Source organism: Rhodoferax sp. BLA1 (assembly GCF_013416775.1).
In the GTDB taxonomy this organism is placed as follows: Bacteria; Pseudomonadota; Gammaproteobacteria; order Burkholderiales; family Burkholderiaceae_C; genus Rhodoferax.
Window position 1 is genome coordinate 73,206 of sequence record NZ_SZVI01000008.1, and the last position, 23,249, is coordinate 96,454.

General features: G+C 60.9%; 25 protein-coding genes. 10 read left to right on the forward strand and 15 right to left on the reverse strand.

What is annotated here, in order from left to right:
* The 5 genes from rsfS to FDG13_RS08190 are packed head-to-tail and all read right to left on the reverse strand — an operon-like array spanning position 1 to position 4,475.
* Positions 1 to 897: a ribosome silencing factor gene (gene rsfS / locus FDG13_RS08170; protein WP_180126580.1), complete on the reverse strand. Its 897-nt coding sequence runs from the start codon at positions 895 to 897 to the stop codon at positions 1 to 3.
* Positions 897 to 1,520: a nicotinate-nucleotide adenylyltransferase gene (gene nadD, locus FDG13_RS08175; RefSeq protein ID WP_370528193.1), complete on the reverse strand. Its 624-nt coding sequence runs from the start codon at positions 1,518 to 1,520 to the stop codon at positions 897 to 899. The genes rsfS and nadD overlap by 1 nt, the downstream gene beginning before the upstream one ends.
* On the reverse strand, positions 1,511 to 2,446 hold the full coding sequence (hemF, locus tag FDG13_RS08180) for an oxygen-dependent coproporphyrinogen oxidase (RefSeq protein WP_180126582.1): 936 nt from the start codon (positions 2,444 to 2,446) through the stop codon (positions 1,511 to 1,513). The genes nadD and hemF overlap by 10 nt, the downstream gene beginning before the upstream one ends.
* The gene (purD, locus tag FDG13_RS08185) at positions 2,443 to 3,744 is read right to left on the reverse strand and encodes a phosphoribosylamine--glycine ligase (RefSeq protein WP_180126584.1); all 1,302 of its coding nucleotides are present in this window, start codon (positions 3,742 to 3,744) and stop codon (positions 2,443 to 2,445) included. The genes hemF and purD overlap by 4 nt, the downstream gene beginning before the upstream one ends.
* Complete coding sequence (locus FDG13_RS08190) at positions 3,741 to 4,475, reverse strand: YebC/PmpR family DNA-binding transcriptional regulator (RefSeq protein WP_180126586.1); 735 nt, start codon at positions 4,473 to 4,475, stop codon at positions 3,741 to 3,743. The genes purD and FDG13_RS08190 overlap by 4 nt, the downstream gene beginning before the upstream one ends.
* Before the next feature lie 58 nt (positions 4,476 to 4,533).
* Here FDG13_RS08190 and FDG13_RS08195 point away from each other — a divergent pair, with 58 nt between their 5' ends.
* From FDG13_RS08195 to FDG13_RS08220, 6 genes are all read left to right on the forward strand, one after another.
* Positions 4,534 to 6,063, forward strand: a complete 1,530-nt coding sequence (locus FDG13_RS08195; RefSeq protein WP_180126589.1) for a helicase HerA-like domain-containing protein — start codon at positions 4,534 to 4,536, stop codon at positions 6,061 to 6,063.
* A 17-nt stretch (positions 6,064 to 6,080) separates the two neighbouring features.
* Entirely contained in the window at positions 6,081 to 6,722 is a 642-nt protein-coding gene (upp, locus tag FDG13_RS08200) for a uracil phosphoribosyltransferase (protein ID WP_180126591.1), read from the forward strand.
* A gap of 496 nt (positions 6,723 to 7,218) precedes the next feature.
* Positions 7,219 to 8,001: a matrixin family metalloprotease gene (locus tag FDG13_RS08205; RefSeq protein ID WP_180126593.1), complete on the forward strand. Its 783-nt coding sequence runs from the start codon at positions 7,219 to 7,221 to the stop codon at positions 7,999 to 8,001.
* A gap of 83 nt (positions 8,002 to 8,084) precedes the next feature.
* Positions 8,085 to 8,456, forward strand: coding sequence for a hypothetical protein (locus FDG13_RS08210; RefSeq protein WP_180126595.1), 372 nt, complete (start codon positions 8,085 to 8,087; stop codon positions 8,454 to 8,456).
* Positions 8,457 to 8,800: 344 nt separating this feature from the next.
* On the forward strand, positions 8,801 to 9,961 hold the full coding sequence (locus FDG13_RS08215; RefSeq protein WP_180126597.1) for an IS30 family transposase: 1,161 nt from the start codon (positions 8,801 to 8,803) through the stop codon (positions 9,959 to 9,961).
* A gap of 253 nt (positions 9,962 to 10,214) precedes the next feature.
* The gene (locus FDG13_RS08220) at positions 10,215 to 10,490 is read left to right on the forward strand and encodes a hypothetical protein (protein ID WP_180126599.1); all 276 of its coding nucleotides are present in this window, start codon (positions 10,215 to 10,217) and stop codon (positions 10,488 to 10,490) included.
* 41 nt (positions 10,491 to 10,531) lie between these two features.
* Here the strand turns inward: FDG13_RS08220 and sbcB are convergent, their stop codons facing one another.
* From sbcB to FDG13_RS08235, 3 genes are all read right to left on the reverse strand, one after another.
* Entirely contained in the window at positions 10,532 to 11,974 is a 1,443-nt protein-coding gene (gene sbcB / locus FDG13_RS08225; protein WP_180126601.1) for an exodeoxyribonuclease I, read from the reverse strand.
* Between the two features lie 75 nt (positions 11,975 to 12,049).
* Positions 12,050 to 14,293 (reverse strand): bifunctional (p)ppGpp synthetase/guanosine-3',5'-bis(diphosphate) 3'-pyrophosphohydrolase, encoded by a 2,244-nt coding sequence (locus FDG13_RS08230; RefSeq protein WP_180126603.1) that lies wholly within the window; start codon positions 14,291 to 14,293, stop codon positions 12,050 to 12,052.
* A gap of 40 nt (positions 14,294 to 14,333) precedes the next feature.
* Complete coding sequence (locus FDG13_RS08235) at positions 14,334 to 15,239, reverse strand: alpha/beta fold hydrolase (RefSeq protein ID WP_180126605.1); 906 nt, start codon at positions 15,237 to 15,239, stop codon at positions 14,334 to 14,336.
* A 100-nt stretch (positions 15,240 to 15,339) separates the two neighbouring features.
* On the opposite strand from FDG13_RS08235, the gene FDG13_RS08240 reads away from it, so the two are divergent.
* A complete protein-coding gene (locus FDG13_RS08240; RefSeq protein WP_180126607.1) occupies positions 15,340 to 16,110 on the forward strand; it encodes a 3-hydroxybutyrate dehydrogenase in 771 nt (256 codons plus the stop codon).
* Between the two features lie 148 nt (positions 16,111 to 16,258).
* Here the strand turns inward: FDG13_RS08240 and FDG13_RS08245 are convergent, their stop codons facing one another.
* The 4 genes from FDG13_RS08245 to FDG13_RS08260 all read right to left on the reverse strand — a co-directional run bounded on the left by FDG13_RS08245 (position 16,259) and on the right by FDG13_RS08260 (position 19,752).
* Positions 16,259 to 17,779 (reverse strand): acetyl-CoA hydrolase/transferase family protein, encoded by a 1,521-nt coding sequence (locus tag FDG13_RS08245; RefSeq protein ID WP_180126609.1) that lies wholly within the window; start codon positions 17,777 to 17,779, stop codon positions 16,259 to 16,261.
* 134 nt (positions 17,780 to 17,913) lie between these two features.
* Positions 17,914 to 18,429, reverse strand: a complete 516-nt coding sequence (locus FDG13_RS08250) for a GNAT family N-acetyltransferase (RefSeq protein WP_370528194.1) — start codon at positions 18,427 to 18,429, stop codon at positions 17,914 to 17,916.
* A 70-nt stretch (positions 18,430 to 18,499) separates the two neighbouring features.
* Entirely contained in the window at positions 18,500 to 18,958 is a 459-nt protein-coding gene (locus tag FDG13_RS08255) for a PaaI family thioesterase (protein ID WP_180126611.1), read from the reverse strand.
* The gene (locus FDG13_RS08260; protein ID WP_180126613.1) at positions 18,955 to 19,752 is read right to left on the reverse strand and encodes an SDR family oxidoreductase; all 798 of its coding nucleotides are present in this window, start codon (positions 19,750 to 19,752) and stop codon (positions 18,955 to 18,957) included. Before FDG13_RS08260 ends, FDG13_RS08255 begins: the two co-directional genes overlap by 4 nt.
* 293 nt (positions 19,753 to 20,045) lie before the next feature.
* On the opposite strand from FDG13_RS08260, the gene FDG13_RS08265 reads away from it, so the two are divergent.
* From FDG13_RS08265 to FDG13_RS08275, 3 genes are read left to right on the forward strand one after another with little or no spacing between them, the layout of a single operon-like run.
* Positions 20,046 to 20,852, forward strand: a complete 807-nt coding sequence (locus FDG13_RS08265) for a beta/gamma crystallin-related protein (RefSeq protein WP_180126615.1) — start codon at positions 20,046 to 20,048, stop codon at positions 20,850 to 20,852.
* Positions 20,853 to 20,903: 51 nt separating this feature from the next.
* Positions 20,904 to 21,374: an RcnB family protein gene (locus FDG13_RS08270; RefSeq protein WP_180126617.1), complete on the forward strand. Its 471-nt coding sequence runs from the start codon at positions 20,904 to 20,906 to the stop codon at positions 21,372 to 21,374.
* A gap of 4 nt (positions 21,375 to 21,378) precedes the next feature.
* On the forward strand, positions 21,379 to 21,534 hold the full coding sequence (locus FDG13_RS08275) for a DUF3096 domain-containing protein (RefSeq protein WP_180126620.1): 156 nt from the start codon (positions 21,379 to 21,381) through the stop codon (positions 21,532 to 21,534).
* 7 nt (positions 21,535 to 21,541) lie between these two features.
* Here the strand turns inward: FDG13_RS08275 and FDG13_RS08280 are convergent, their stop codons facing one another.
* Genes FDG13_RS08280 through FDG13_RS08290 form a run of 3 tightly spaced genes read right to left on the reverse strand, consistent with a single transcriptional unit; the run spans position 21,542 to position 23,243 of the window.
* On the reverse strand, positions 21,542 to 22,234 hold the full coding sequence (locus FDG13_RS08280; protein WP_180126622.1) for a DUF1345 domain-containing protein: 693 nt from the start codon (positions 22,232 to 22,234) through the stop codon (positions 21,542 to 21,544).
* Between the two features lie 8 nt (positions 22,235 to 22,242).
* Positions 22,243 to 22,935 carry a DUF1345 domain-containing protein gene (locus tag FDG13_RS08285; RefSeq protein ID WP_180126625.1) on the reverse strand — a complete coding sequence of 231 codons (693 nt, stop codon included), beginning with the start codon at positions 22,933 to 22,935 and terminating at the stop codon, positions 22,243 to 22,245.
* Positions 22,932 to 23,243: a Dabb family protein gene (locus tag FDG13_RS08290; RefSeq protein ID WP_180126627.1), complete on the reverse strand. Its 312-nt coding sequence runs from the start codon at positions 23,241 to 23,243 to the stop codon at positions 22,932 to 22,934. Before FDG13_RS08290 ends, FDG13_RS08285 begins: the two co-directional genes overlap by 4 nt.
* Positions 23,244 to 23,249 lie beyond the last annotated feature (6 nt).

Here is a 23,249-nt window from a genome sequence, read left to right on the forward strand (position 1 = left end):
TCAGGCTTTGCGCGAAGCGGGTTTGGCGGCCCGTTTGGCGGGCGCAGACTTGGCCGCAGATTTTTTGGCAGCGGGCTTGCTGGGCGCGTTCACCACCAGGGTCTTGATCCGGGGTTTGGCCACAGTTTCAGCATCTTTTGTGCCTCTAGCCCTTGTGGGTGAAGCTTTGGATGCTACTTTTTTCGCAGCAGCAGCCTTGGCCTCTTCCTGCTTTCTGAGCTGTGCTTTGGAGGGGAAAGCGTCTTCCACACCCTTCTTGGCAGCACTGGAGCGGCGCAAGCTGGTCTCGGGTTTGGCGGCACGGGCCGGCTGGGTCGGCGCGGCGGGCGCCTTGACGGCCTTGGCCACCACCGGTTTGGCGGCACCGAGTTTCAGGCGCACCGGTTTTTCACCCCACAGCTCTTCGAGGTTGTAATAAGTGCGGTAGCTGGGCTGCATCACATGCACCACGGCCTGGCCACAATCCACAATGATCCACTCGCCGTTGGCTTCACCCTCAACCCGGGGTTTGGGGAAACCGGCGTCACGCACCGCATCCACCACACTCATGGCCAGCGCCTTGGTTTGCCGGTTGGAAGTGCCCGAGGCGATGATCACCCGCTCAAACAGCGAGGACAACTCTTCTGTGTCAAACACCACAATCTCCTGCGCCTTGACGTCTTCGAGCCCGTCCACAATCGCACGTTGCAGTTTTTGCACGTTTTTCTTGCCATCCGCCTTGGCCTCGGACTTGTCCACGGGTTTGACCGCTGGTTTGGTGACGGCGCGTTGGCGCTCTTCGGCTTCCAGCGGCGTCAGCGCCTGGCTGGCCGCTTTCGCGGTGGTCTTGGCAGCCGATTTGGCGGGGGTTTTGGCGGCGCGTTTGGCAGCGGTCGGGGTGGTGGTTTTGGTAGTCATCAAGAGGATAGGTAAAGGTGGTGGTCGGCAATATAACGCGCAACGCTCTCGCCCACCAGTGCCGTCACGTTTTGGTGGGTAGAAATGGCAGAGCGGATGTCGGTTGCGCTGATGGCCATCGATGGCATTTGCAGGTGGAAAAAACGCTCGGGATACGCCTTTTCTGCATCAAATACGGCCCTGACCCTCGTTAGATCTGGGCGATCAGCTACACATATTGTAGCTGATTGCAGAATCTCCTGCCACGACTGCCAAGTCGTCAGCGCTTGCGCCTGATCGGCGCCGATGATCAGGAACAACTCGGCCTGGCTGAACTCGGCACACAACTCACGCAGGGTGTCGATGGTGTAACTGGGCCCGGCGCGTTGGGTTTCACGCGGATCGACCCAGGCCTGGGGGATGCCGGCAAACGCCAGCTGCGTCATGGCCAGACGGTGTGTGGCCTCGCTCAGTACCCGGGCTTTGTGCCAGGCCTGGCCGGTGGGCACCACACACAGGCCGTCCAGCGCCAGCTGGGCCACGGCGGCCTGCCCCAGCGCCACATGCGCCAGGTGCGGCGGGTCAAATGAGCCACCCAGGATCCCGATGCGTTTGGGGGCCACGCCAGACGAGCTCAGAGCCACTCCCGACGCACCAGAAACTGCTCTGTCAACGCGGCCTCAGGCGTACCCGGCGCGTGTACCTGGCTGTAGGCCCAGCTCACCAGCGGCGGCATCGACAGCAAAATCGACTCGGTGCGCCCACCCGACTGCAGGCCAAAGTGGGTGCCCCGGTCCCACACCAGGTTGAACTCCACATATCGGCCGCGCCGGTAGAGCTGGAAATTGCGTTCGCGCTCACCATAGGGCGTGTCCTTGCGGCGCAACACGATAGGCAGGTAAGCACCCAGAAAACTGTCCGCCACCGACTGCATCATGGCCAGGCTGCGCTCAAAGCCCAGTTCCTGGAAATCGTCAAAAAACACGCCGCCCACACCACGCTGTTCGCCCCGGTGTTTGTTGCAGAAGTAGTCGTCACACCAGGTCTTGAAACGCGGGTATTTATCGTCACCAAACGGGGCCAAAGCGTTTTTGCAGCTCTGGTGGAAGTGCAGCGCATCTTCCTCAAAACCGTAATACGGCGTCAGGTCCATGCCACCGCCAAACCAGCACACCACCGAACCATCACTGGCGGTGGCCGAAATCATGCGCACATTCATGTGCACCGTGGGCACATAGGGGTTGCGCGGGTGGAACACCAACGACACCCCCATGGCCTCAAACGGCACACCCACCAGGCCAGGGCGGTGCTGCGTGGCTGAGGGCGGCAGGCTCGGGCCGCGCACATGCGAAAAACCGCAACCCGCACGCTCGAACACCGGGCCATTTTCCAGAATCTGGGTGATGCCCTGCCCTTGCAACTTGTCGCTAGGCGCTTTGTGCCAGGCATCGGTCAGGAAGGTGCTGCCGTCGATCTCACTGATGGCGCCGGTGATACGCGCCTGCAGGCCACGCAGGTAGTTGCTGACCTGCGCTGTCACATCCCCCGGCTGGCTCACCTCGGCTGTCATGCAGATGTACCTTTGATAGCACGGTACCCAATGTCGGTGCGGTATTGCATGCCATCAAAGCGAATACCTGCGGCCACCTCGTAGGCACGCTGCTGGGCCAGGCGCACGTTGTCGGCGAGCACCGTCACGCAGAGCACACGCCCGCCAGAGGTTTGCAATTGCCCATCCACCAGGGTGCTGCCCGCATGGAACACACAGGCGTCCTCCACTTCTTTGGGAATGCCGGTAATGGCATCACCTTTGCGCGGCTGCATCGGGTAGCCGTGGGCGGCCAACACCACACCCAGGGCGGTGCGGCGGTCCCACTCCAGCTCAATCTGGTCGAGCTTGCCGTGTGGGCCGGGTTCGGTGGCGGCCAGCATCACGTCCACCAGATCGGTCTTCAGGCGCATCATGATGGGCTGGGTTTCGGGGTCGCCCATGCGGCAGTTGAACTCGAGCGTTTTGGGCTTGCCTTGGGCGTCGATCATCAGGCCCGCGTACAAAAAGCCTGAGAACGGGATACCGTCCTTTTCCATGCCGCGAATTGTCGGCAGGATGATCTCGCGCATGGCGCGTGCATGCACATCGGGCGTGACGATGGGTGCGGGTGAATACGCACCCATACCGCCGGTGTTGGGACCCAGATCACCATTGAGCAGGCGTTTGTGGTCCTGGCTGGTGGCCAGTGGCAGCACATTCTTGCCGTCCACCATCACGATGAAGCTGGCTTCTTCCCCGGCCAAAAACTCCTCAATGACCACCCGCGCGCCACCGGCGTTGTGGCTCACACCCAGGGTGTTGTCCAGCAGCATGAAGTCCACCGCCGCGTGCGCCTCGGCCAGGGTGGCGGCCACCACCACACCTTTGCCAGCGGCCAGGCCATCGGCCTTGACCACAATCGGTGCACCCATCTTGTCGATGTAGGCATGGGCCAGCACCGGGTCAGAAAAGGTCTCAAACTCGGCCGTGGGAATGGCGTGGCGCCTCATGAAGGCTTTGGAAAACGCCTTGGAGCTTTCCAGCTGGGCTGCGGCCTGGGTCGGGCCAAACACACGCAGGCCGTGTTTGCGGAACTCGTCAACCACGCCCGCGGCCAGCGGCCCTTCGGGGCCCACCACCGTCAGGGCGATCTTCTGGGCCAGCGCCCATTCACGCAGCTGCTGGATGTCGGTGATGTCCACATTCTCAAACTGCGGGTCCAGCGCGGTGCCGCCATTGCCCGGTGCCACGTAGATCTTGTGGGTTTTGGGCGACTGGGCCAGTTTCCAGGCCAGGGCGTGTTCGCGGCCACCGCCGCCAATGACGAGGATTTTCATAAGTCTTGGGTGTCGAGTTGGGCGTTGTGGTACACCGCTTGTACATCATCCAGGTCTTCAATCGCGTCGAGCAGCTTCTGCATGCGGGCTGCCTCGTCGCCGGAGACCTCGATCGGGTTTTCGGGCCGCATGGTCACCTCGGCATCGGCGGGGGTCAGGCCAGCGGCCACCAGCGCGTCCTTGATGGCTTCAAAATCTGCCACCGGGGTGATCACCTCAATGGCGCCGTCCTCGTCAGTGATCACATCATCGGCACCGGCTTCCAGCGCCACTTCCATCACCTTGTCTTCACTCACACCTGGGGCAAAAATGATCTGGCCGCAGTGTTTGAACTGGAACGCGACCGAACCCTCGGTGCCCATGTTGCCGCCAAACTTGGAGAACGCGTGCCGAACTTCGGCCACGGTGCGCACCTTGTTGTCGGTCATGGTGTCGACAATGATGGCCGCGCCACCAATGCCGTAACCCTCGTAACGGATTTCTTCGTAACTGATGCCGTCGAGCGAGCCGGTGGCTTTGTCAATGTTGTATTTGATGCGATCCGCCGGCATGTTGGCTGCCTTGGCGCGGTCAATGGCTAGGCGCAAACGCGGGTTGGCGGACAAGTCGCCGCCACCGGAGCGCGCAGCCACGGTGATCTCACGGATGATGCGCGTCCAGATCTTGCCGCGCTTCTCGTCCTGACGGCCTTTGCGGTGCTGAATATTGGCCCATTTACTGTGTCCTGCCACGGGAATTCCTTTGAAAATTCGTTACGCTATTGGCTCGATTGTACTTTTTGAGCCCGATATGCCTGAACCTATCCTGATCGCCCAGCACGGCCAGACCCAGTGTTTCCTGCAGCCCGACAAGGCCAATCGCCACGGGCTGATCACCGGCGCCACCGGCACCGGCAAAACCATCACCCTGCAAACCCTGGCCGAAGGGTTTGCCAAACTCGGTGTGCCGGTGTTTATGGCCGACATCAAGGGCGACTTGACCGGCATCTCACGCGCCGGCAGTTCCACGCCAAAACTGACCAAAGTCCTTGCTGAACGAGGGCTGGATGCTCCCGAATACGCAGCATTCTCAACCACGCTGTGGGATGTGTTTGGTGAACAAGGCCACCCGGTGCGTGCCACCGTGAGTGATCTGGGCCCGCTGCTTCTCGCTCGCATGCTCAATCTGAATGACACCCAGGCTGGGGTGTTGCAATTGGTGTTCAAAATCGCCGACGACGCGGGTTTGCTGTTGCTGGACATGAAAGACCTGCGCGCAATGTGCCAGCATGTGGGTGACAACGCGTCGAGCTTCACCACCGAATACGGCAACATCAGCGCGGCCAGCATCGGCGCCATCCAGCGCGGCCTGATGCAGATCGAAGCCCAAGGTGGTGACAAGTTCTTTGGTGAGCCCATGCTCAACATCGACGACTTCATGCAAACCGACAGCGCCGGGCGCGGTTTGATCAACGTGCTGGCTGCCGACAAGCTGATGAATTCACCGCGCCTGTACAGCACGTTCCTGCTGTGGCTGCTGAGTGAGCTGTTCGAGAACCTGCCCGAAGTGGGTGACCTGGACAAACCCAAACTGGTGTTCTTCTTTGACGAAGCGCACCTGCTGTTCAACGACGCACCCAAGGTGCTGATCGAACGCATTGAGCTGGTGGTGCGGCTGGTGCGTTCCAAAGGCGTGGGCGTGTATTTTGTGACACAAAACCCGCTCGACATCCCCGACAACGTGCTGGCCCAGCTTGGCAACCGGGTGCAACACGCGCTGCGCGCCTTCACCCCACGTGACCAGAAAGCCGTCAAATCGGCTGCCGACACCATGCGCCCCAACACCGGGCTGGACATCAGCGCGGCGATCACCGAGTTGGCTGTGGGTGAGGCCTTGGTGAGTTTTCTGGACGAGAAAGGCCGCCCCTGCCCAACCGAACGGGTCTATGTATTCCCCCCGGCCAGCCAGATTGGTCCGATCACGCCTGAGCAGCGCCAGACCTTGCTGGCCGAGTCCATCGTCGCCGGTGTCTACGAGAAAACGCTGGACCGCGAGTCGGCCTTTGAAAAGCTCAAAGGCCGCTCTGCCGAACGGACCAACGCCGCCGCCAAAAACGGCGCAGACAAAACAGGCGCTGCTGAGGCCCCCGCCGCCGAGTCCGGCGGCCTGCTCGACAGCCTGGGCTCCGGCCTGGGCAGCCTGCTGGGCGGTGGCAATGGCCGGCGCACCTCGGCGGGTGAACAACTTTTCAAAAGTGCGGCCAGTTCGATTGGCCGCGAAGTGGGTCGCCAGATCATCCGGGGTGTTTTGGGTGGTATCTTTGGCGGTTCCAAAAGATAAATGCAGGAAAGCAATTCATGACGACATCCGATCCTTTCGTTCACGTGATCAAGCACCCGCTGGTGCAACACAAACTCACCCTGATGCGCCGCAAAGACGCCAGCACCACCAGTTTCCGTACCCTGCTCAATGAGCTGGCGATGCTGATGGCTTATGAGGTGACCCGCGACATGCCCACCCAAGATGTGGAGGTCGAGACCCCGCTGGAAACCATGACCGCCACCATGATCGACGGCAAGAAGCTGGCACTGGCCTCCATCCTGCGTGCGGGCAACGGACTGCTGGAGGGTTTTCTGGCGGTGGTGCCCGGCGCCCGTGTGGGCCACATCGGCCTGTACCGCGACCCGGCCACGCTGCAGGCGGTGGAGTATTACTTCAAGATGCCCAAGGACATGCCCGAGCGTGACGTGATTGTGGTCGACCCGATGCTGGCCACCGGCCATTCGGCCATTGCCGCCATCACCCGTGTCAAGGCGCTGCAACCGCGTTCCATCAAGTTCGTCTGCCTGCTGACCTGCCCCGAAGGTGTCAAGGCCCTGCGCGAAGCCCACCCCGATGTACAGATCTTCACGGCAGCCATCGACCGCCAGCTCAACGACCACGGCTACATCCTGCCGGGTCTGGGTGACGCTGGTGACCGGATCTTTGGTACGCAATAAGTGAATGGTCTTTTTGGCTGCTGGCCCTTTATTTATAAGGACTGGTAGCTATTTATTTTGCACTCAATCTCTGCAAATTGAGATGGCTGCGGGAGAGCGGTAAGCAGCGGTACCGGGCATTGGTGAATTGCGGCTTTATGTCTTCCCAATTTCCTTTGAGTCAGAAGACCCTTGCCGCCATGAGCGATGGTCATTAGTATGACCTCGATGTGCTCGCCTATCTTCTGACTTTGCCACCGGGTGGCAATCTAGACGCCATTGATTCAATCCCTGAAGTACCCCGCATATTGACAACGATGGACTGACCGAATGGTGGCCAGCAGAACTCATCATCTGCCATTTAGCTGGACCAAAAATGTCGAGAATATTTACATTTGGGCTGCTCAACGGACTTAGTCAGATTCGATATATATCAAATTGTTTTTTTAATCAATTACTTACATTCAATTTAAAGTTGATGGTCTACTTTTTGCATGCCATTCAAAATTAGTCCATTTTGGACTTTTCCGTCCAAAGGCGGCAACCCTTAATCGGAACAACTAATATGCTAAAGAAGCTGGTTGCCAAATTGGCACTATCCTCAGTTCTGATTCTTCCCACCCTGGCTTCGGCCTTTGTGGTTGGCCCCACCAGCCCTGGCAAGTGGGGAAGTCCCACACTCGGAACTGGCGCGACCATCACCTGGAGTCTGACCGGAGCAATTGACTGCTCAGCCGAAGGAGGGGGAATCTGCCCCGCACTGTCAAGTTTCATGCCTGTGGGTTTTGAGGCAGAGATACAGTCCGCACTCGCGGCTTGGTCCAACGTAGCCAACCTCACCTTTTTGGAGGTCGTCGACAACGGTGTCGCGTCCAATGCTTTAGGCACGAATGCCGACATCCGCATTAGTGGCCATGCCTTCGACGGCGAATTCGGTGTTTTGGCCCATGGCTATTACCCACCAGCCAATGGAGGTTCGCTTGCTGGCGACATTCATTTCGACACAGCAGAGAATTGGGGCCTAGGGCTTATTGGGGATGGTTTTAGTATCTTTCAAGTCATGGCGCATGAGCTGGGTCATGCGCTGGGCCTAAACCACACCAGTGTGGTCGACTCCCTGATGAATCCGTACATTACGGAAAAGTTTAGCGGCCCGCAGGCAGACGACATCGCTGGAATGCAGTACCTTTACGGCGTACCGATCCAATCCACGGTTCCTGAACCAAGTTCCCTGGCACTATTGGGTTTAGCCTTGGTCATGTTGGTTTTTCGGCGTCGTTCGGCGCAGCCTAAAGTTTGAAAGCAATCCCAGACGCCCAATTGAATCGGCGACGTGCTGTCGCCGTGATTCTGGCTGCTGGGCTGCCTAGCGTATCGTCAGCCATGTTTGCACGCTTTACGGATGAACAATTGGTCAGTCAGTCAGAGTTGATCGTTCTGGGTGAATGGTCGGGGCAATCGGCTGTAGGTGCAACTGCCCTCGGCGAAACTGCACCCATTCTGGACATGGGCGTGATCACGATTGCCGAGGTGCTAAAGGGACCATCCGCTCAGGTTTTGGCTTTCGTTGCTACCCCGTCAGAAAATGGCCCTCGCTCGGGCAGTGACATGACTCACAAACGCGGCGAACGTGGGTTGTGGCTGTTGCGCTCCAAGCCTGGTGCCCCGTCAGGCATCTATCTCGCTGACCATCCGCAACGATACGAGACGGATCCAACTCACATTGAGGCACTTCGTCGTCTTCTCAAGCGCTGAATCTAGTTTGTCTGAGCACCGTCATGGCCTATTGGATGGACGTGACGTTGTGGACAGTGGGGTATTTTTCTTCTTGGTTACAAGTTACTGGGTTTTCTCTAGGGGGTGTTACGCTTCCATATTGAGTAGCGCAGCAAAAACCTGTTTCCAGTTTCAGCAAGAGAAATCCACGTTCGTTAGGTCCGGTTGGCAAAATCATTGCAAGATCGGATAAGAACAAGCCACTTCTTTCAATGTCGCGTTTGAGGCAAGCAGTTTGGAAAGTTGAATGTCGGGAATCAGCCTTGGATTCAACCGGTCGCTGCAACACACTAGAGACTGCGTAAGCAGAAGGAGTGTTGCAGATGAAGCAAAGACCAAGGATTTACTACACAGACAGCCAGAAGGCTCTGATGTGGGATCGCTGGAAAAAGGGTGAGTCCCTTCAACAGATTGCCCAATTATTTGATCGCAATCACTCGTCCGTCAGTCGCATCTTGGCTGAGACTGGAGGCATACGCCCGGCTCAACGCTGTCGTTCCAAATTGGCGTTGAGCCTGGCCGAGCGCGAAGAGATATCACGCGCATTGGCGACGGGACGATCGATCCGGTCAATCGCTTGCCAGCTTGGGCGTGCTCCCTCAGCTGTCAGCCGGGAGATCCAGCGCAATGGTGGCCAAGGCTGCTACCGCGCAGCCCAGGCCGACCAAGCGGCTTGGGATCGGGCGCGTCGCCCCAAGACGTGCAAACTGGTGGCCAAGCGAAAGCTGGCCAACATCGTGGCGGGTAAGCACCAATGTCAATGGGCACCCCAGCAAATTGCTGGGTGGCTCAAGCATACTTACCCGTGCGACGAGGACTATCACGTGTCACACGAAACAATCTACCGCAGTCTGTTCATTCAAGCCCGCGGCGCATTGAAGAAGGAACTACTGCAGCATTTGAGGCGTACCAGAGCCATGCGCCGTTCACGTCACTACACACAAAAGACGGACAACCACGGCAAGATCACCAATGCTGTATCCATCAGTGAGCGCCCAGCCTGCGTGGAGGATCGGGCCGTACCAGGCCACTGGGAAGGCGATTTGCTGTTTGGGAGTCTCAACAACCAGATTGCGACACTGGTTGAGCGTCAGACGCGCTACGTGATGCTGGTAAAGGTTGCCAGCAAAGATACCCAGACGGTGGTCAATGCGCTGATCAAAAACGCACGCAAGTTGCCCCAGGAACTCTACAAATCGCTGACTTGGGACCGGGGGCATGAAATGGCGGACCACAAGCGTTTCACATTGGCCACCGACATCAGCGTTTATTTCTGTGAGCCCCACAGTCCTTGGCAGCGTGGAAGCAATGAAAACACGAATGGACTGTTGCGGCAGTATTTCCCCAAGGGGGTCGATATTTCGCATTACTCACAGGCACAGCTGAATGCGATTGCGAGAAAACTCAACGAACGCCCAAGGAAAACTCTAGACTATGAAACACCTGCTGAACGATTCAGCCAACTTGTTGCAGCGACCGGTTGAATCCAAGGCCTTAACCAGCATTTCCCAAACAGCCGACAGCAGGAAATGGCTTGCAGGGTGCAGTGCCCCGCTTACTCACAAGTCGACCGGACAACAAGCACTTCAGCACTCGCCTTGCACACCTGCAGCACCATCACTTCATCGGCTTTTTGGCCTGAAGCCCTTTACAAGCAAGGACTGACAGCTATACATTGTTTGGCCATCCATGCCATCTAGGCACGGCCAGTGGCGGCTACTACCGAGGAGGTTCACCGTGCTCAACAACAACCCGCAGTTCCGTACCGTGGCCAAGGCCTTCCCGCATATCGGTGACAAGCTAACATCTTATTGGGGCCACAGCAACTTTGTGGCCTACATGGAGGGGCTGTTACACGGCACCCGCAATGGCACCCGTCGCGGTTTTCCGGCGGACATCCTGATGGCCCTGCACTATCTGGCCGAACAACACAAAACGGCGTTTCCGCAGTACGAGGTCACAGATGATTTCTGGGCCTATGTGGAGAGCAAACCAACGGTGCCTGGCCATTAACCTGGGTGGGCTTTTGGCGTCCGCCAGCGCTCACGGCGCTGTCAATCGACCTGCGGCGCAACCATCTCCGCATAGTCGTACAAAGCACCCAACACGGCTTCACCGCGCTCATCGGCCGTCTCGGCCAGTTGGTCGAGCTGGTCAAACAGCGCGGTCAAGGTGAGTGCCCCGCCCTCACCTTCGAGCAGCCGGGCCGCGCGGTGGGCTTCCCAAGCGGTGGCCTCGTCCGCCGACAAACTGGCCGGGAAGTTGCGCGCGCGGTAACGCCACAACAGCTCGGTCAGCCGGGCATCGTCAAAAGCCGGGCGGGCTTGGGCCAGTTGCTCCGGGCTGCTTTGGCGCAGGTCGTTGAGGCGGCGGCGGTCGGTATTGCCGATGAAACCGCCGTAGAGGTCTTGGTCCACATCCACCGGGCCACTGGCCTCGCGTTTAAACACCTCGGCCCAGATCGCGCTCATGTCGGGCAGGTCGCGGGCTTTCACCGCGTTGTCCAGTTGCTCGGCCACGTTGATGCCCCAGCGCTGCGCCATGGGTTCGCTGAGCACCTTGAGGTTGCCCATCACCATCGGTGATTTGTTGATGTGCACCGACTTGATCGGCAGGCGCAACACACCTTCGGGCAAATCGGCGCTGCGGGTGAACAGGCGTTGCTGGATCTGTGCGGCGTTCAGGCTGGCCAACTCGCTCGGGTCTTGCGACAGGTCCCAGGCCAGCAGCTCGTTTTTGTTGCCCGGGTGCATGGCCAGCGGCCACATCAGCGCCAAGCAGCCGCGCTCAGGCGAGAACATGCCTGACACATGCCAGAACGGCCGTGCGTTGGCGGGGGTGCTGGGCAAACCCAGCTCGGTCAACACCCGGTCTTTTTTGTGCAGGCCAAAACAGAAGTCAAACAAGCGTGGTTGCGCGGCTTTGATCAGCCGTGCCAGGGCTATTGTTGCGTGTACGTCGCTCAGCGCATCGTGGGCGGCTTCGTGGACCAGACCGTTGGCGGCGGTGAGGTCGGTGAGTTTGAAGCTGGGTTTGCCCTCGGCGTTTTTGGGCCACTGGATGCCCTCGGAGCGCAGGGCGTAGGCGGTGCGCACCACGTCCAGGATGTCCCAGCGGCCACAGTCGTTTTGCCACTCACGTCCATAGGGGTCGATCAGGTTGCGCCAGAACATGAAGCGGGTGATTTCGTCGTCAAAACGGATGGTGTTGTAACCCACACCCACGGTGCCGGGCCAGGCCAGCGCCTGCTCAATCTGCGCCGCAAACTGGTGTTCGGGCAGGCCTTTGGCCAGGCATTCCTGCGGCGTGATGCCGGTGATCAGGCAGGACTGGGGGTCGGGCAAAAAGTCGTTGGCCGGCTGGCAATACAGCATGATCGGCTCCCCCACCTGGTTCAGATCGGCGTCGGTGCGGATCGCGGCAAACTGCGCCGGGCGGGCGCTGCGGGTGTTGACACCAAAGGTCTCGTAGTCGTGCCAGAGGAAAGTGTGGGCCATGACGCTTGTTCAGAGAATTACAAAATAGATAGCTACCAGCCCTTTTACATCAAGGGCTGGAGGGTAAAAAAGGCATTACTTCCGGCGAGCCGAGTTGACACCCGGTAGCTCAGCCACCAGGCCCAGCACCTTGTGCAGGCGGCCCGAGTCGGACACCTCCACGGTGAAGGTCATCCAAGCGATGCCCTTGATGGACTGGGTCTGCACCCCAATCACGTTCATCTTCTCTTTGGTGAAGACTTCGGAAATGTCGCGCAACAGGCCCTGGCGGTCGTGCGCCTGCACCGCCACATCCACCGGGAACACCGAGCCACTCATGGCGCGTGCCACGCCCCACTCCACCTCGATCAGGCGCTCGCCATTTTTGGCGACCATTTCCTTGAGGTTGCTGCAGTCCTTGCGGTGCACACTGACACCCTTGCCACGCGTGACAAAACCACAAATCGCGTCCGGCGGCGCCGGTTTGCAGCATTTGGCCATCTGGGTCATGAGGGAGTCGACCCCCACCACCAGCAGGCCGCCTTTGCTCGGGTTGTCGCCCGAGCGGGGTTTACGCAACACCGGGGCATTGGCGTCAAACTGCGGCGCTTCGGGTGGGCGCAGCACCTGCTCGATGGCGCGCAGCGAGAACTCGTCCTTGCCCACATCCTCAAACAGCGCGGTGGCGTTGGCAAAACCCAGCTGCACCGCCAGGTCATCGAGCTTGAGTGCAGTTTTGCCCTCGCGCTGCAGCAGTTTTTCAACCGCCTCGCGGCCTTTGGCAATGGTTTCACTCAGGGCCAGCGCGTTGAACCAGGCGCGCACCTTGGTGCGGGCGCGGTGGCTCACCAGGTAACCCAGCTCGGTGTTGAGCCAGTCACGCGAGGGGCCGCCCTCTTTGGCGGCGGTCACTTCGACCGTCTGGCCGTTTTTGAGCGCGGTATTGAGGGGCACCATGGCGCCGTCCACCCGAGCCCCCCGGCAGCGGTGGCCCAGGTCGGTGTGCACGGTGTAGGCAAAGTCCACCACGGTGGCACCCTGCGGCAGCTCAACGATATTGGCATCGGGTGTCAGCACGTAGATGCGGTCGTCCAGCAGGTCCTGCGTCTGCACACCGGACAGATCGCGTTCCCAGGCCAGCAGCTGGCGCAGCACCGCGATCTTGGCGTCATAGGCGCCGGTGGCCGACACCCCCGCGTAACCCTTGGCACCCGCCTCCTTGTAGGCCCAGTGCGCGGCCACACCGTTTTCGGCATGGTCGTGCATGGCCTGGGTGCGGATCTGGATCTCGGTCGGCAGCCCGGCCGCGTCACGCACCACGGTGTGCAAAGACTGGTAACCGTTGACCTTGGGTTTGGCGATGTAGTCGTCAAACTCCTCGGTGATCGGGGTGAAATGGTGGTGCACCCAGCTCAAGGCGCCATAACACTCGGGCACGCTGGCCACCAGGATACGCAGCGCACGCACGTCGTAGACCTTGTCGAACCCGAGCGACTTGCCACGCATTTTTTTGACAATGCTGTAGATGTGTTTGGGCCGACCCGAGACCTTGGCCACAATGCCGTTGGCGTTCAGATCTGCCTCCAACTGGCTGCGCATGCGCTCCACATGGGCCTCGCGCTCGACGCGTTTTTCATCGAGCAAGCGGGCCACCTGTTTGTAGGTGTCGGGCTCCAGAAAGCGGAAGGCCAGGTCTTCCATCTCCCACTTGATTTCCCAGATGCCCAGGCGGTTCGCCAGCGGCGCAAACACTTGCAGAGACTCGGCCGCAATGCCCTCGGGCATGGGCCGCTTGGTCGCCGCAAAAAAACGCAGCGTCTGCAGGCGCGAGGCCAGGCGCAACATCACCACCCGTAAATCGCGCGAAAACGCCAGCAACATCTTGCGCACGTTTTCGGTCTGCACGGCGGCCGCCTGTTGCGCCGCCGGAGTGTCCACCACCACCGCCGGGCGGGTGGCCTTGGCCATGCGCGCCTGGCGCTGCACCCGCACCAGCTTGGTGGTTTCCATGGCCAGCGCGGCAAAGTTGTCACCAAAGGCCTTGGCAATCACCTCTTGCGGTTTGTTCAGGTGGTCACAGGCGTACACCAGGTAACTGGCGGCCTGCATCGCCTCCGAACCACCGATACTTTTCAGAATGACGGCCACCGCATCGGCATGGGCCAAGGTGTTTTCGCCGGTGTCGAGTTCTTCGCAGGACAGCAGCGGCTCGGCAAAGGCACGGGCCCGCGCCAAGGCCTGCGGGTGCTCAGGCAGACTCTGGGCGGTGGCGGCCACCACTGGCAGCACGGCTTGGGCAGAGCGCTCGGGGGTGGTCACTTCAATCTCGGAAATTTTCATGAAAACACTGAATCAATAAAGGTGGGCTTGGGTGTGGCCTCTAACGGTCGGGGGCCAGCAGAAAAGACAGCACCGCATCCACCTGCGGCTGCGGCACAAACGTGGGTGCGTGGCCCACACCGGCAAATTCAACCAGTTGCGCCTTCGGGCCGCGTTGTGTCATGGCCTGCGCCGTGGCGGCTGAGAGCAGGTCTGACTCGGCACCGCGTACCAGCAGCGTCTGTGCACGGATCTGGTCATAGGCCTGCCACAACAACGCCTCACCCTGGGCGGCAGACTCCGGCGTCATGGCTTTGAACGGCTCGGCCAGCGCTGGGTCGTAACGCAGGGTGAGTCGGCCAGAGCCATCGGCCAGCGGCTTGATCTGCGGGCGTGTCAGGGCCAGCCATTGTTCTGGGGTGTGAGGGCCAAAGCTGCTGGCAATGGCCCAGAGCGCGTCAGCCGCTTGCTGCTCGGTGTCAAACACCGGCACCTGGCCCAGGTACTGACCGATACGCTGCAGCGCTTGCCATTCGATCACCGGCCCGACATCGTTGAGCACCAGACGGTGGACCTTGGCAAAAGGCGGCAAATCGGGCTGGCCCGCCAGCACCAGGCCAATCAAGCCCCCCATGCTGGTGCCAACCCAGTCCAGCCGGGTGGGCTGCAGCTGCGCCAGCAAGGCCAGCATGTCAGCCGCATAAAACGGCAGCTGGTAGCCCTGCGGGTCTTGGAGCCAATCGCTCTGGCCGCGACCCGCCACATCCGGGCACACCACGCAGATGTCGCCACCCGCCTGTTCACACAGCGCCTGCGCCAGCGTGTCAAAGTCGCGGCCCTGGCGCGTCAGCCCGTGCACACACAGCACCACATGGCGGCTGGCCGGGTTGCCCCATTGCCAATAGGCCATGCGGTGGCTGCCCTGGGCGTCGGGGCAATCGATAAATGCAAGGGTGGGGTTGGACATGATGGGGCGTCACTGGATAATGACTGCATCCTAATTCAATCCGGCCAGCCACCCCGCTTTGGTCGCCCCCAACCCATCTATTTTTTGCGGAGAAGTTCCCATGCTCACAGGTAAAACCGCCCTGGTCACCGGCTCCACCAGCGGCATTGGTCTGGGTATTGCCAAGGCACTCGCCGCACAAGGTGCCAACATCGTGCTGAACGGTTTTGGGGATGTGGACGGCCCCACGGCCGAAGTCGCGGCACTCGGTGTGCAAGTGGCCTACCACGGCGCCGACATGAGCCGACCCGAAGAGATTGAGGCTTTGATGTTTTTTGCTGCCCAGCGTTTTGGCCGGGTCGACATCCTGGTCAACAACGCTGGCATCCAGCATGTGTCGCGCATTGAGAGTTTTCCACCTGAACGCTGGGACGCGATCATCGCCATCAACCTCAGCAGCGCCTTCCACACCACCCGTCTGGTCCTGCCCGCAATGCAGGCGGCGGGCTGGGGCCGCATCATCAACCTGGCCTCGGTCCACGGCCTGGTTGCTTCAGCTGAAAAGTCCGCCTATGTGGCCGCCAAACACGGCCTGGTCGGCCTGACCAAGGTCACCGCGCTGGAAAACGCCAGCAGCGGCGTCACCTGCAATGCCATTTGCCCAGGCTGGGTGCTGACCCCGCTGGTGCAAAAACAAGTGGACGCCAAAGCGGCGGCGCTGGGCCTCTCCAACGACGAGGCGGTTGCGCTGATCTTGGGCGAAAAAGAGCCCTCCAAAACCTTCACCACGCCCGAAGAGTTGGGCGCACTCGCGGTGTTTTTCTGCTCACCCGCGGGCAACAACGTGCGGGGTGTGGCCTGGAACATGGATGGAGGTTGGGTGGCACAGTGACGCGCTCACCAAATGACTGTTCTGAGGGCTTCCATAACAAAATAGCCTCCAGCCCTTATATATAAAGGACTGGAGGCTATCAAAATCACAGCACACAAGATGCGCGCTCAAGGCTGGGATGCCGCCCCAGCCCCGCTGCCACCTCAGATCAGGCGGCTTCGGTGTTAAGCACCTTGACGGCGTTGTCCTGCCAGCTGAAGGCTTCGTTCATCAGATGCGGGGTGTGTTTGCCGGGGGACTCGCGCAGGGCACGCTCGTAGTACTCGGTGAGTGCCGGACGGTAGTCGGGGTGGGCACACTTCTCGATGATCAGGCGGGCACGCTGTTTGGGCGACAGGCCGCGCAAATCGGCCAGGCCCTGTTCGGTGACGATGATCTGCACATCGTGTTCGGTGTGATCCACATGGGACACCATCGGCACGATGCACGACAAAGCGCCATTCTTGGCGGTGGACGGCGTCACAAAGAAAGACAGGAAGGCATTGCGGGCAAAGTCGCCCGAGCCGCCAATGCCGTTCATGATGCTGGTGCCCTTGATGTGGGTGGAGTTGACGTTGCCGTAGATGTCGGCCTCGATCATCGCGTTCATCGCGATCACACCCAAGCGGCGCACCACCTCAGGGTGGTTGCTGATTTCTTGCGGGCGCAGCACGATGCGTTTGCTGTAGAACTCAATGTTCTCGTTGAAGTCTTTCATCGCCTCGGGGCTGAACGAGATCGCGGTGGCTGAGGCCGAGACCAGTTTGCCCGAGCGCAGCATGTCGAGCATGCCGTCCTGCAGCACCTCGGTGTAGGCGGTCAGGTTCTCGAACGGGCCGTTGTTGAGCCCGGCCAGCACCGCGTTGGCAATGTTGCCCACACCCGATTGCAACGGCAGCAGGTCTGGCGGCAAACGCCCGGCCTTGACTTCTGCACCGAGAAATTCGATGACGTGGTTGGCAATACGTTGCGAGTTTTCGTCGGGCGCGGCAAACGGGGTGTTGCGGTCGGGCTGGTTGGTTTCGACCACCGCAATCACCTTGCTCAGGTCACAACGCAGGTAGGCTTCACCAATGCGGCCATTGGCACGCACCAGCGGGATCGGCTGGCGGTCTGGCGGCACCTGGGTGCCGTAATAAATGTCGTGCATACCTTCCATGCCGAGGTTTTGCATGGAATTGACTTCGAGGATGATCTTGTCGGCTTGGTCGATCCAGGTTTTGTTGTTGCCAACCGATGACGACGGAATCAGCCGCCCGTCGGGCAAGATGCCAGCCACTTCGATCACGGCCACGTCCAGGTGGCCCAGAAAACCGTACCAGACCAGCTGCGCGACGTGCGAGAGGTGCAGGTCGGTGTACTGCATTTCGCCAGCGTTGATCTGTTTGCGCACGGTGGCGTCAGACTGGTAGGGCAGGCGCATCTCAACGCCATGCGCCTCGGCCAACACCGCGTCGAGCTCGGGTGCGGTGCTGGCACCGGTCCACAGCCCGATGCGAAAGGCTTCACCCGCTGCATGTGCCTGTTTCATGCGCCGCGCCAGCGCCCCCGGCACCAACTTGGGGTAGCCGGACCCCGTAAAACCACTCATGCCCACATTGGCGCCCGGCGGTATCAGCGCGGCGGCGGCTTCTGCCGACATGATTTTGGATTTCAGGAGGGGGTTGCTCACACGGTCTGCTCGTAACATGACATTTCACTCAAAAAGATAGATTGCATGGCAGGGTTTAACCGACGGCTAAACCTTCTGAGTCTAGCAGCCTACCAAGCCTTAGAGAGGGTTTTCCCTGAGCAATATGCACGCTTATGGTGCATAACAAGGGTTTATTCAGCCAACGGGCGCCACATGTGGTTTTTGCTGACAAAACCGTCCGCCACCGCAACCGCCATGGGTTCCAGCCCAAAACTCACAAAACCAAACCGTTCGTACAGCGCTTGCGCTGCCTGGTTGCCCTCGGTCACGGTGAGCTGCACCAATTGGATGCCTGGGCGTGCACGGGCGCAGTCCAGCGCGGCCTGTACCAAGGCGGCACCCAGCCCGCGCTGACGCGCTTGGGGCGCCACATACATGCCAAACAAGGTGGCCTTGTGGCGCAGTTTGTCGCGTGCCTCAAAACCCACCCCCACCACCGCCACCAGCTCTTGCGCATCAAACACCCCCAGCACCACCTCTGGGGCGTCGTCGGTAGGTTCCAGCCGCCTGACCCACCAGCTCACGGGCAAAGCAGCGCGCTCGGCCACACTGGAGCTGAACGCCTGTGGGTGCTGGGCATAGGCTTGCAGCATGAGGTCGCGGTACTGCGCCGCATGCTCGGGAATCAGCCGGATCGGTGGCAACACCTGTTTGCTCCTTCATGTGTAGCTATAGGCCCTTGCTGAAAAAGGGCTAGAGGCCAATTTTTCATATAGATCAGGCATCCGACTGGGCCAAGGCGCTATTGAAGCCATGCACACTTTTGCTGCCTACCGGCAGGCGCCGGATGTACTTGAAGGTGCCGGTGGCATGGGCGCAGGCCTGGTTGTGCGCGTCATACACCGTGGCCTCGGTGAAGGCCAGGGTGGCGGTGTGGTGCTTGAGGGTGCCGCGCGCTGTCAAAGGCCCTTGTGAGGGCCGCATGAAGCTGGTCTTCATCTCCACCGTGACCACGCCGGTGCGCCCGGGTGCGGCACGGGCCGCCATCGCCATGGTCACATCCAGCAGCGTCATCACGACACCACCGTGGGTCACCTGGTAAGAGTTGAGGTGTTCGGGCTGCGGTGTAAAGTCCACCTCGGACTGGCCGTCAGCAAACACGGTGAGCACAAAACCCAGGTGCTTCACAAACGGGATATCGACGCCAAAGTCGGTGCTGGGCAGGGATAGGGTCATGCGGCAGACCCTCGCATGTACGCGCTGGTGCCACCATCCACCACCAGGCACTGGCCGGTGATGTGTTTGCCCGCATCCGACGCCAGCAACACCGTCACGCCCTTGATGTCTTCGTCATCCCCCAGGCGGCGCAGCGGCGCGCTGGCGGCCAGTCGCTCCTCACCCAGCAGCACCAGGGTGTCGGCGGTCATCTGGCTGGGGAACAAACCCGGGCAGATGGCGTTGACGTTGATGCCGTAGCGCCCCCACTCGCAGGCCAGCGTGCGGGTGAAAGCAATCACCGCACCCTTGGAAGTGTTGTAGGCAATGCTGCTCATGCCCGGCGGGTTGCCACCCAGCCCGGCAATCGAGGCCACATTGATGATGCGCCCACCCCGCGCGATCATGCTTTGGCGGCCCAGCAACTGGCTCAGCACAAACATGCCCCGCACGTTGAGGTCCATCACCTTGTCCCAGGCCTCCAGCGGGTGGTCTTGCGCCGGGGCATCCCAGGTGGCACCGGCGTTGTTGACCAGGATGTCCACGTCACCCATGCGCTGCAGGGTCTCGGACACCAGCTTGTGGATGTCGGCCTCCTGCGCGCAATCGGCCGCCACCCAGCGTGCGTCGATGCCAGCGGCTTGTAGTTCAGCACAGGCCGCTTCCAGTGCGTCGGGCTGGCGTGCACACAACATCAGGCGTGCGCCCGCTTCACCCAGCGCTTGGGCCATTTGTAAACCCAGGCCGCGCGAGCCGCCGGTGACCAGCGCAGTTTTGCCGCTCAGGTCAAAAAGTTGTTGGATGGTGCGTGGCATGGTAAGTCCTTGTTGGGAGCCATTTTGCAGGAAATTCAGCGAGCTTCGAGCCAATGTCCAAGCCGTCCAGCCCCACAGAGGCGCAAGCAGCAGCAAGGAGAAAGCGATGCCTGCGGTCCATGGGGTAAAACGGTGGCACACACTACCTCATGCAAACTGCGTGGTCGGTGTGCCGGCCCACAGACTGATTGTTCGGCAACACACAGACAGGCCCGCCGCACCATGCCACAGTCGCCCCCCAAGCTGGCCACCACACAAGGTGCACAGCACCGCCCAATTCACAGGAACCCGCCATGCCTCTGTTGTTGAGACCTCTTTGTGTTGCTGTTGGTGTGGTGCTGGCCAGCCAGGCGGCGGCTCAAATCAGTTTTTATGAGCGGGACCAATTTCGCGGCCAGTCCTTCAGCACACAAAAAACCATCAACGACTTCTCTCGCTTTGGCTTCAACGACCGATCCTCCTCCGCAGAGGTGACCCGTGGCCGCTGGGAGGTATGTGAGGACAGTGATTTCAACGGCCGTTGCGTGGTGTTGCGCCAGGGTGTTTACCCCTCGCTGGCAGCCATGGGTTTGAACAGGCAGGTGTCGTCGGTGCGCCCCCTAAGCCCAAACACCCGTGTTGAAACCCTGCGCTACGCGCCGCTACCTACGACCACCCCACCCGACTACCGCCCGCGCCAGAACGAGCGGCTGTACCAGGCACGTGTCAGCTCAGTGCGTGCGGTGGTGGGTCCGCCCGAGCAGCGTTGCTGGGTCGAGCGCGAGCAGCTGCCGGTGAAACAGCGCAGCAACAACGACCTGACAGGCGCCGTGGAAGGTGGTGTGCTGGGACACAAGTTGGGTGGTGGTTCGGACAAAGACCTGGCCACCATTGGTGGTGCGGTGGCGGGAGCCGCCATGGGCAACCAGGTCGGGCGCTACAACCAGCCGCAGCCAGCCTCCACGCGTGATGTACAACGCTGCCAGGAGATGCCCAGCCAAGCACCTCCCGAGTTCTGGGATGTGAGCTACAACTTCCGCGGCCTGGACCACCATGTGCAGTTGCAAACACCCCCAGGCGACAGCATCACCGTCAACCGGCGTGGTGAGCCCCGCAGCTGAACGTGAACCCACGTTTCTCCCTCTTTTTTTGACACCCACATAGATCACCACATGAACACCACATCGGTTTTGGGCTTGGCCATGGCTTTGGCCATCAGCACCAGCGCCCTGGCGCAGGGCCACGGCCCGCAGCCACGCGCCCCGCACAATCAAAATGACTGCCGCAACACACCCGGCAACTGCGTCGTCCCGGCCCAGCGGCCGATGTCCCAGCAGAACAGCCAGCGCCCCCAACAGCCACCGGGTCAGGCGCGCCACAACGAGGCACACCGTGCGCCGCCCCAACCCATGCCGCAGCACCAGGCGCAGTCAAACCAACGCGGCGCCGGACCCAACCACGCGTTCCACCGGGGCGCTCGCCTGCCCGCCGAGTACCGCAGCCGCCAATATGTGGTGAACGATTGGCGTGGCCACCGGCTGTCGGCACCACCACGCGGCTACCATTGGGTACAAAGCGGCAGCGACTACCTGCTGGTTGCCATCAGCACCGGCGTCATCCTGCAAATCCTGTTGAACAACTGAACCCATGAACATCCACCTGAGCCTCACCCCCCTGATTTCACTGTTGGCCGGCATTCTGATCCTGGTCATGCCCAGGTTGCTCAGCACCATCGTGGCCATCTACCTGATTGCCATTGGGCTGATTGGCGTGTTGGGGGCGGGCGGCTGGCGACTGGGCTAAAGCGCCTTCAAAACAGGCTTGAGGCGATGTTGATCGTCAAGGCCAGCAGCGTGGTGTTGAAGAAAAACGCCAGCACACAGTGCAAGGTGCCAATGCGGCGCATGCTGCGGCTGGTGAAGCTCACATCCGCTGTTTGTGCCGAGGTGCCAATCACAATGGCAAAGTACACAAAGTCGGCGTAGTCCGGCGCGTGGGTGCCCGGAAAGTCCAGCCCACCCGGTGCACCCTGGGCCACCGACACATAAAAATCGTGCGCGTAGTGCAGCGCAAACGCCACCTGGGTGAAGGCCCAGGAACTGGCCAGCGTCAGGGTGGCCAGCAGCACATGGCTGCGCCGCAGCTCACCAGTAAGCTCCTTGACCATCGAGAGTTCGGCGACGATGGCCCAGACACACATCAGCGCCGCACCCACCACCAGCAACAACACCAGAAACTTGCCATCGTCCTGCGAGACCGCACGACTGCGCATGCGCTCGTGGGTGGACCCGAACATCATCCAGGCCGCCAGCAACAGGTACACCAGCGCGCCCACGTTCCAGCCGATGATGGCGCGTGTCACCCAGGGCTGCACCGTGGCCTGCGGAATCAACGCGGCGGTGAACACACCCGCTGCCAGACACCCCCACAAACGCGGGCGTGAGCGCAACACACGCAACACATAAGCGGATTCACCGCCTGGCGTCTCTGGCAAGCTGGTCATGAACGCGGCTACAACAACCCGCTGGCCAGGTTGCCCAGCAACACCAACAGCATCAGGTTGAACAACACCGCCAGCCCGCGCTGCACCCAGAGCACACGCACAAGCTCGGTGCTGCTGATGTGGGCCTGCGTGCTACGGCCCACGGTGCCAAGCGCCACAGCCAAGCCTAGAAAACGCCGGTAGTCACACACCCGCTCCTCGGACCAGCGCAACACCGCAGGGCTGCCCTGCACCTGCGCATAAAAATAAGCCTGCGCGTAGTGCAGCGCACAACTGACCTGGGTCACCGCCCAAGCGCTGGCCAGCGTCAGACCGGCCAGCACCGTGTGGGCCAGCCGCTGCGCTGCTGGCAGCTCCCGGGCCAGCGCCAGCTGAGCCACCACCGTGCCCAGGCACAACAGCACCGCCGCCACCACCAACCCCAGCACGATCTGCCTGCCGTCTTGCTGCAGCACCGCCAGCACCCGCACACTGGTGCGCGGTTTGCCAAAAATCTGCCAGGCGGCGCCCAACAAAAACACCGCAACGCCAGCGTTCCAGCCCAAAATGGCCTTGGCCACCCAGGCTTGTACTTCTGCTGCGGGCACGATCCAGGCCACCACAGCACCGACCAGCCAGGCGCCCCAAAACACCGGGCGCGCCAGGATCACCCGCAGCACATAAGGCACCGAGCTGTACGACAGGTTCGAGGTATCGCTCATGGTGCGGGATAGGTGTAGTCCATACACTGGCGCTCCAGCCGGATGGCGCCGATGAAGGGCTTGATGGCCACGTGATCCGGGTGGTTCTGGTAGGCCGCCAGCGCCTGGGCGTCTTCAAACTGCGAATACAGCACCAGGTCATAGGTGCATTCATGGCCCGGCTGGGCCGTGGCCACCTCAAACCGCAGCATGCCAGGCACCAGCTCGGCGCAGGACTCGAGCAGCGCCTTGGCGCGCGCCAGGTTGGTGGCCTTGTCCGCGCCCTCGGCGTGGTCCTTGAGTTTCCAGAAAACGATGTGTGTCAGCATACAAAT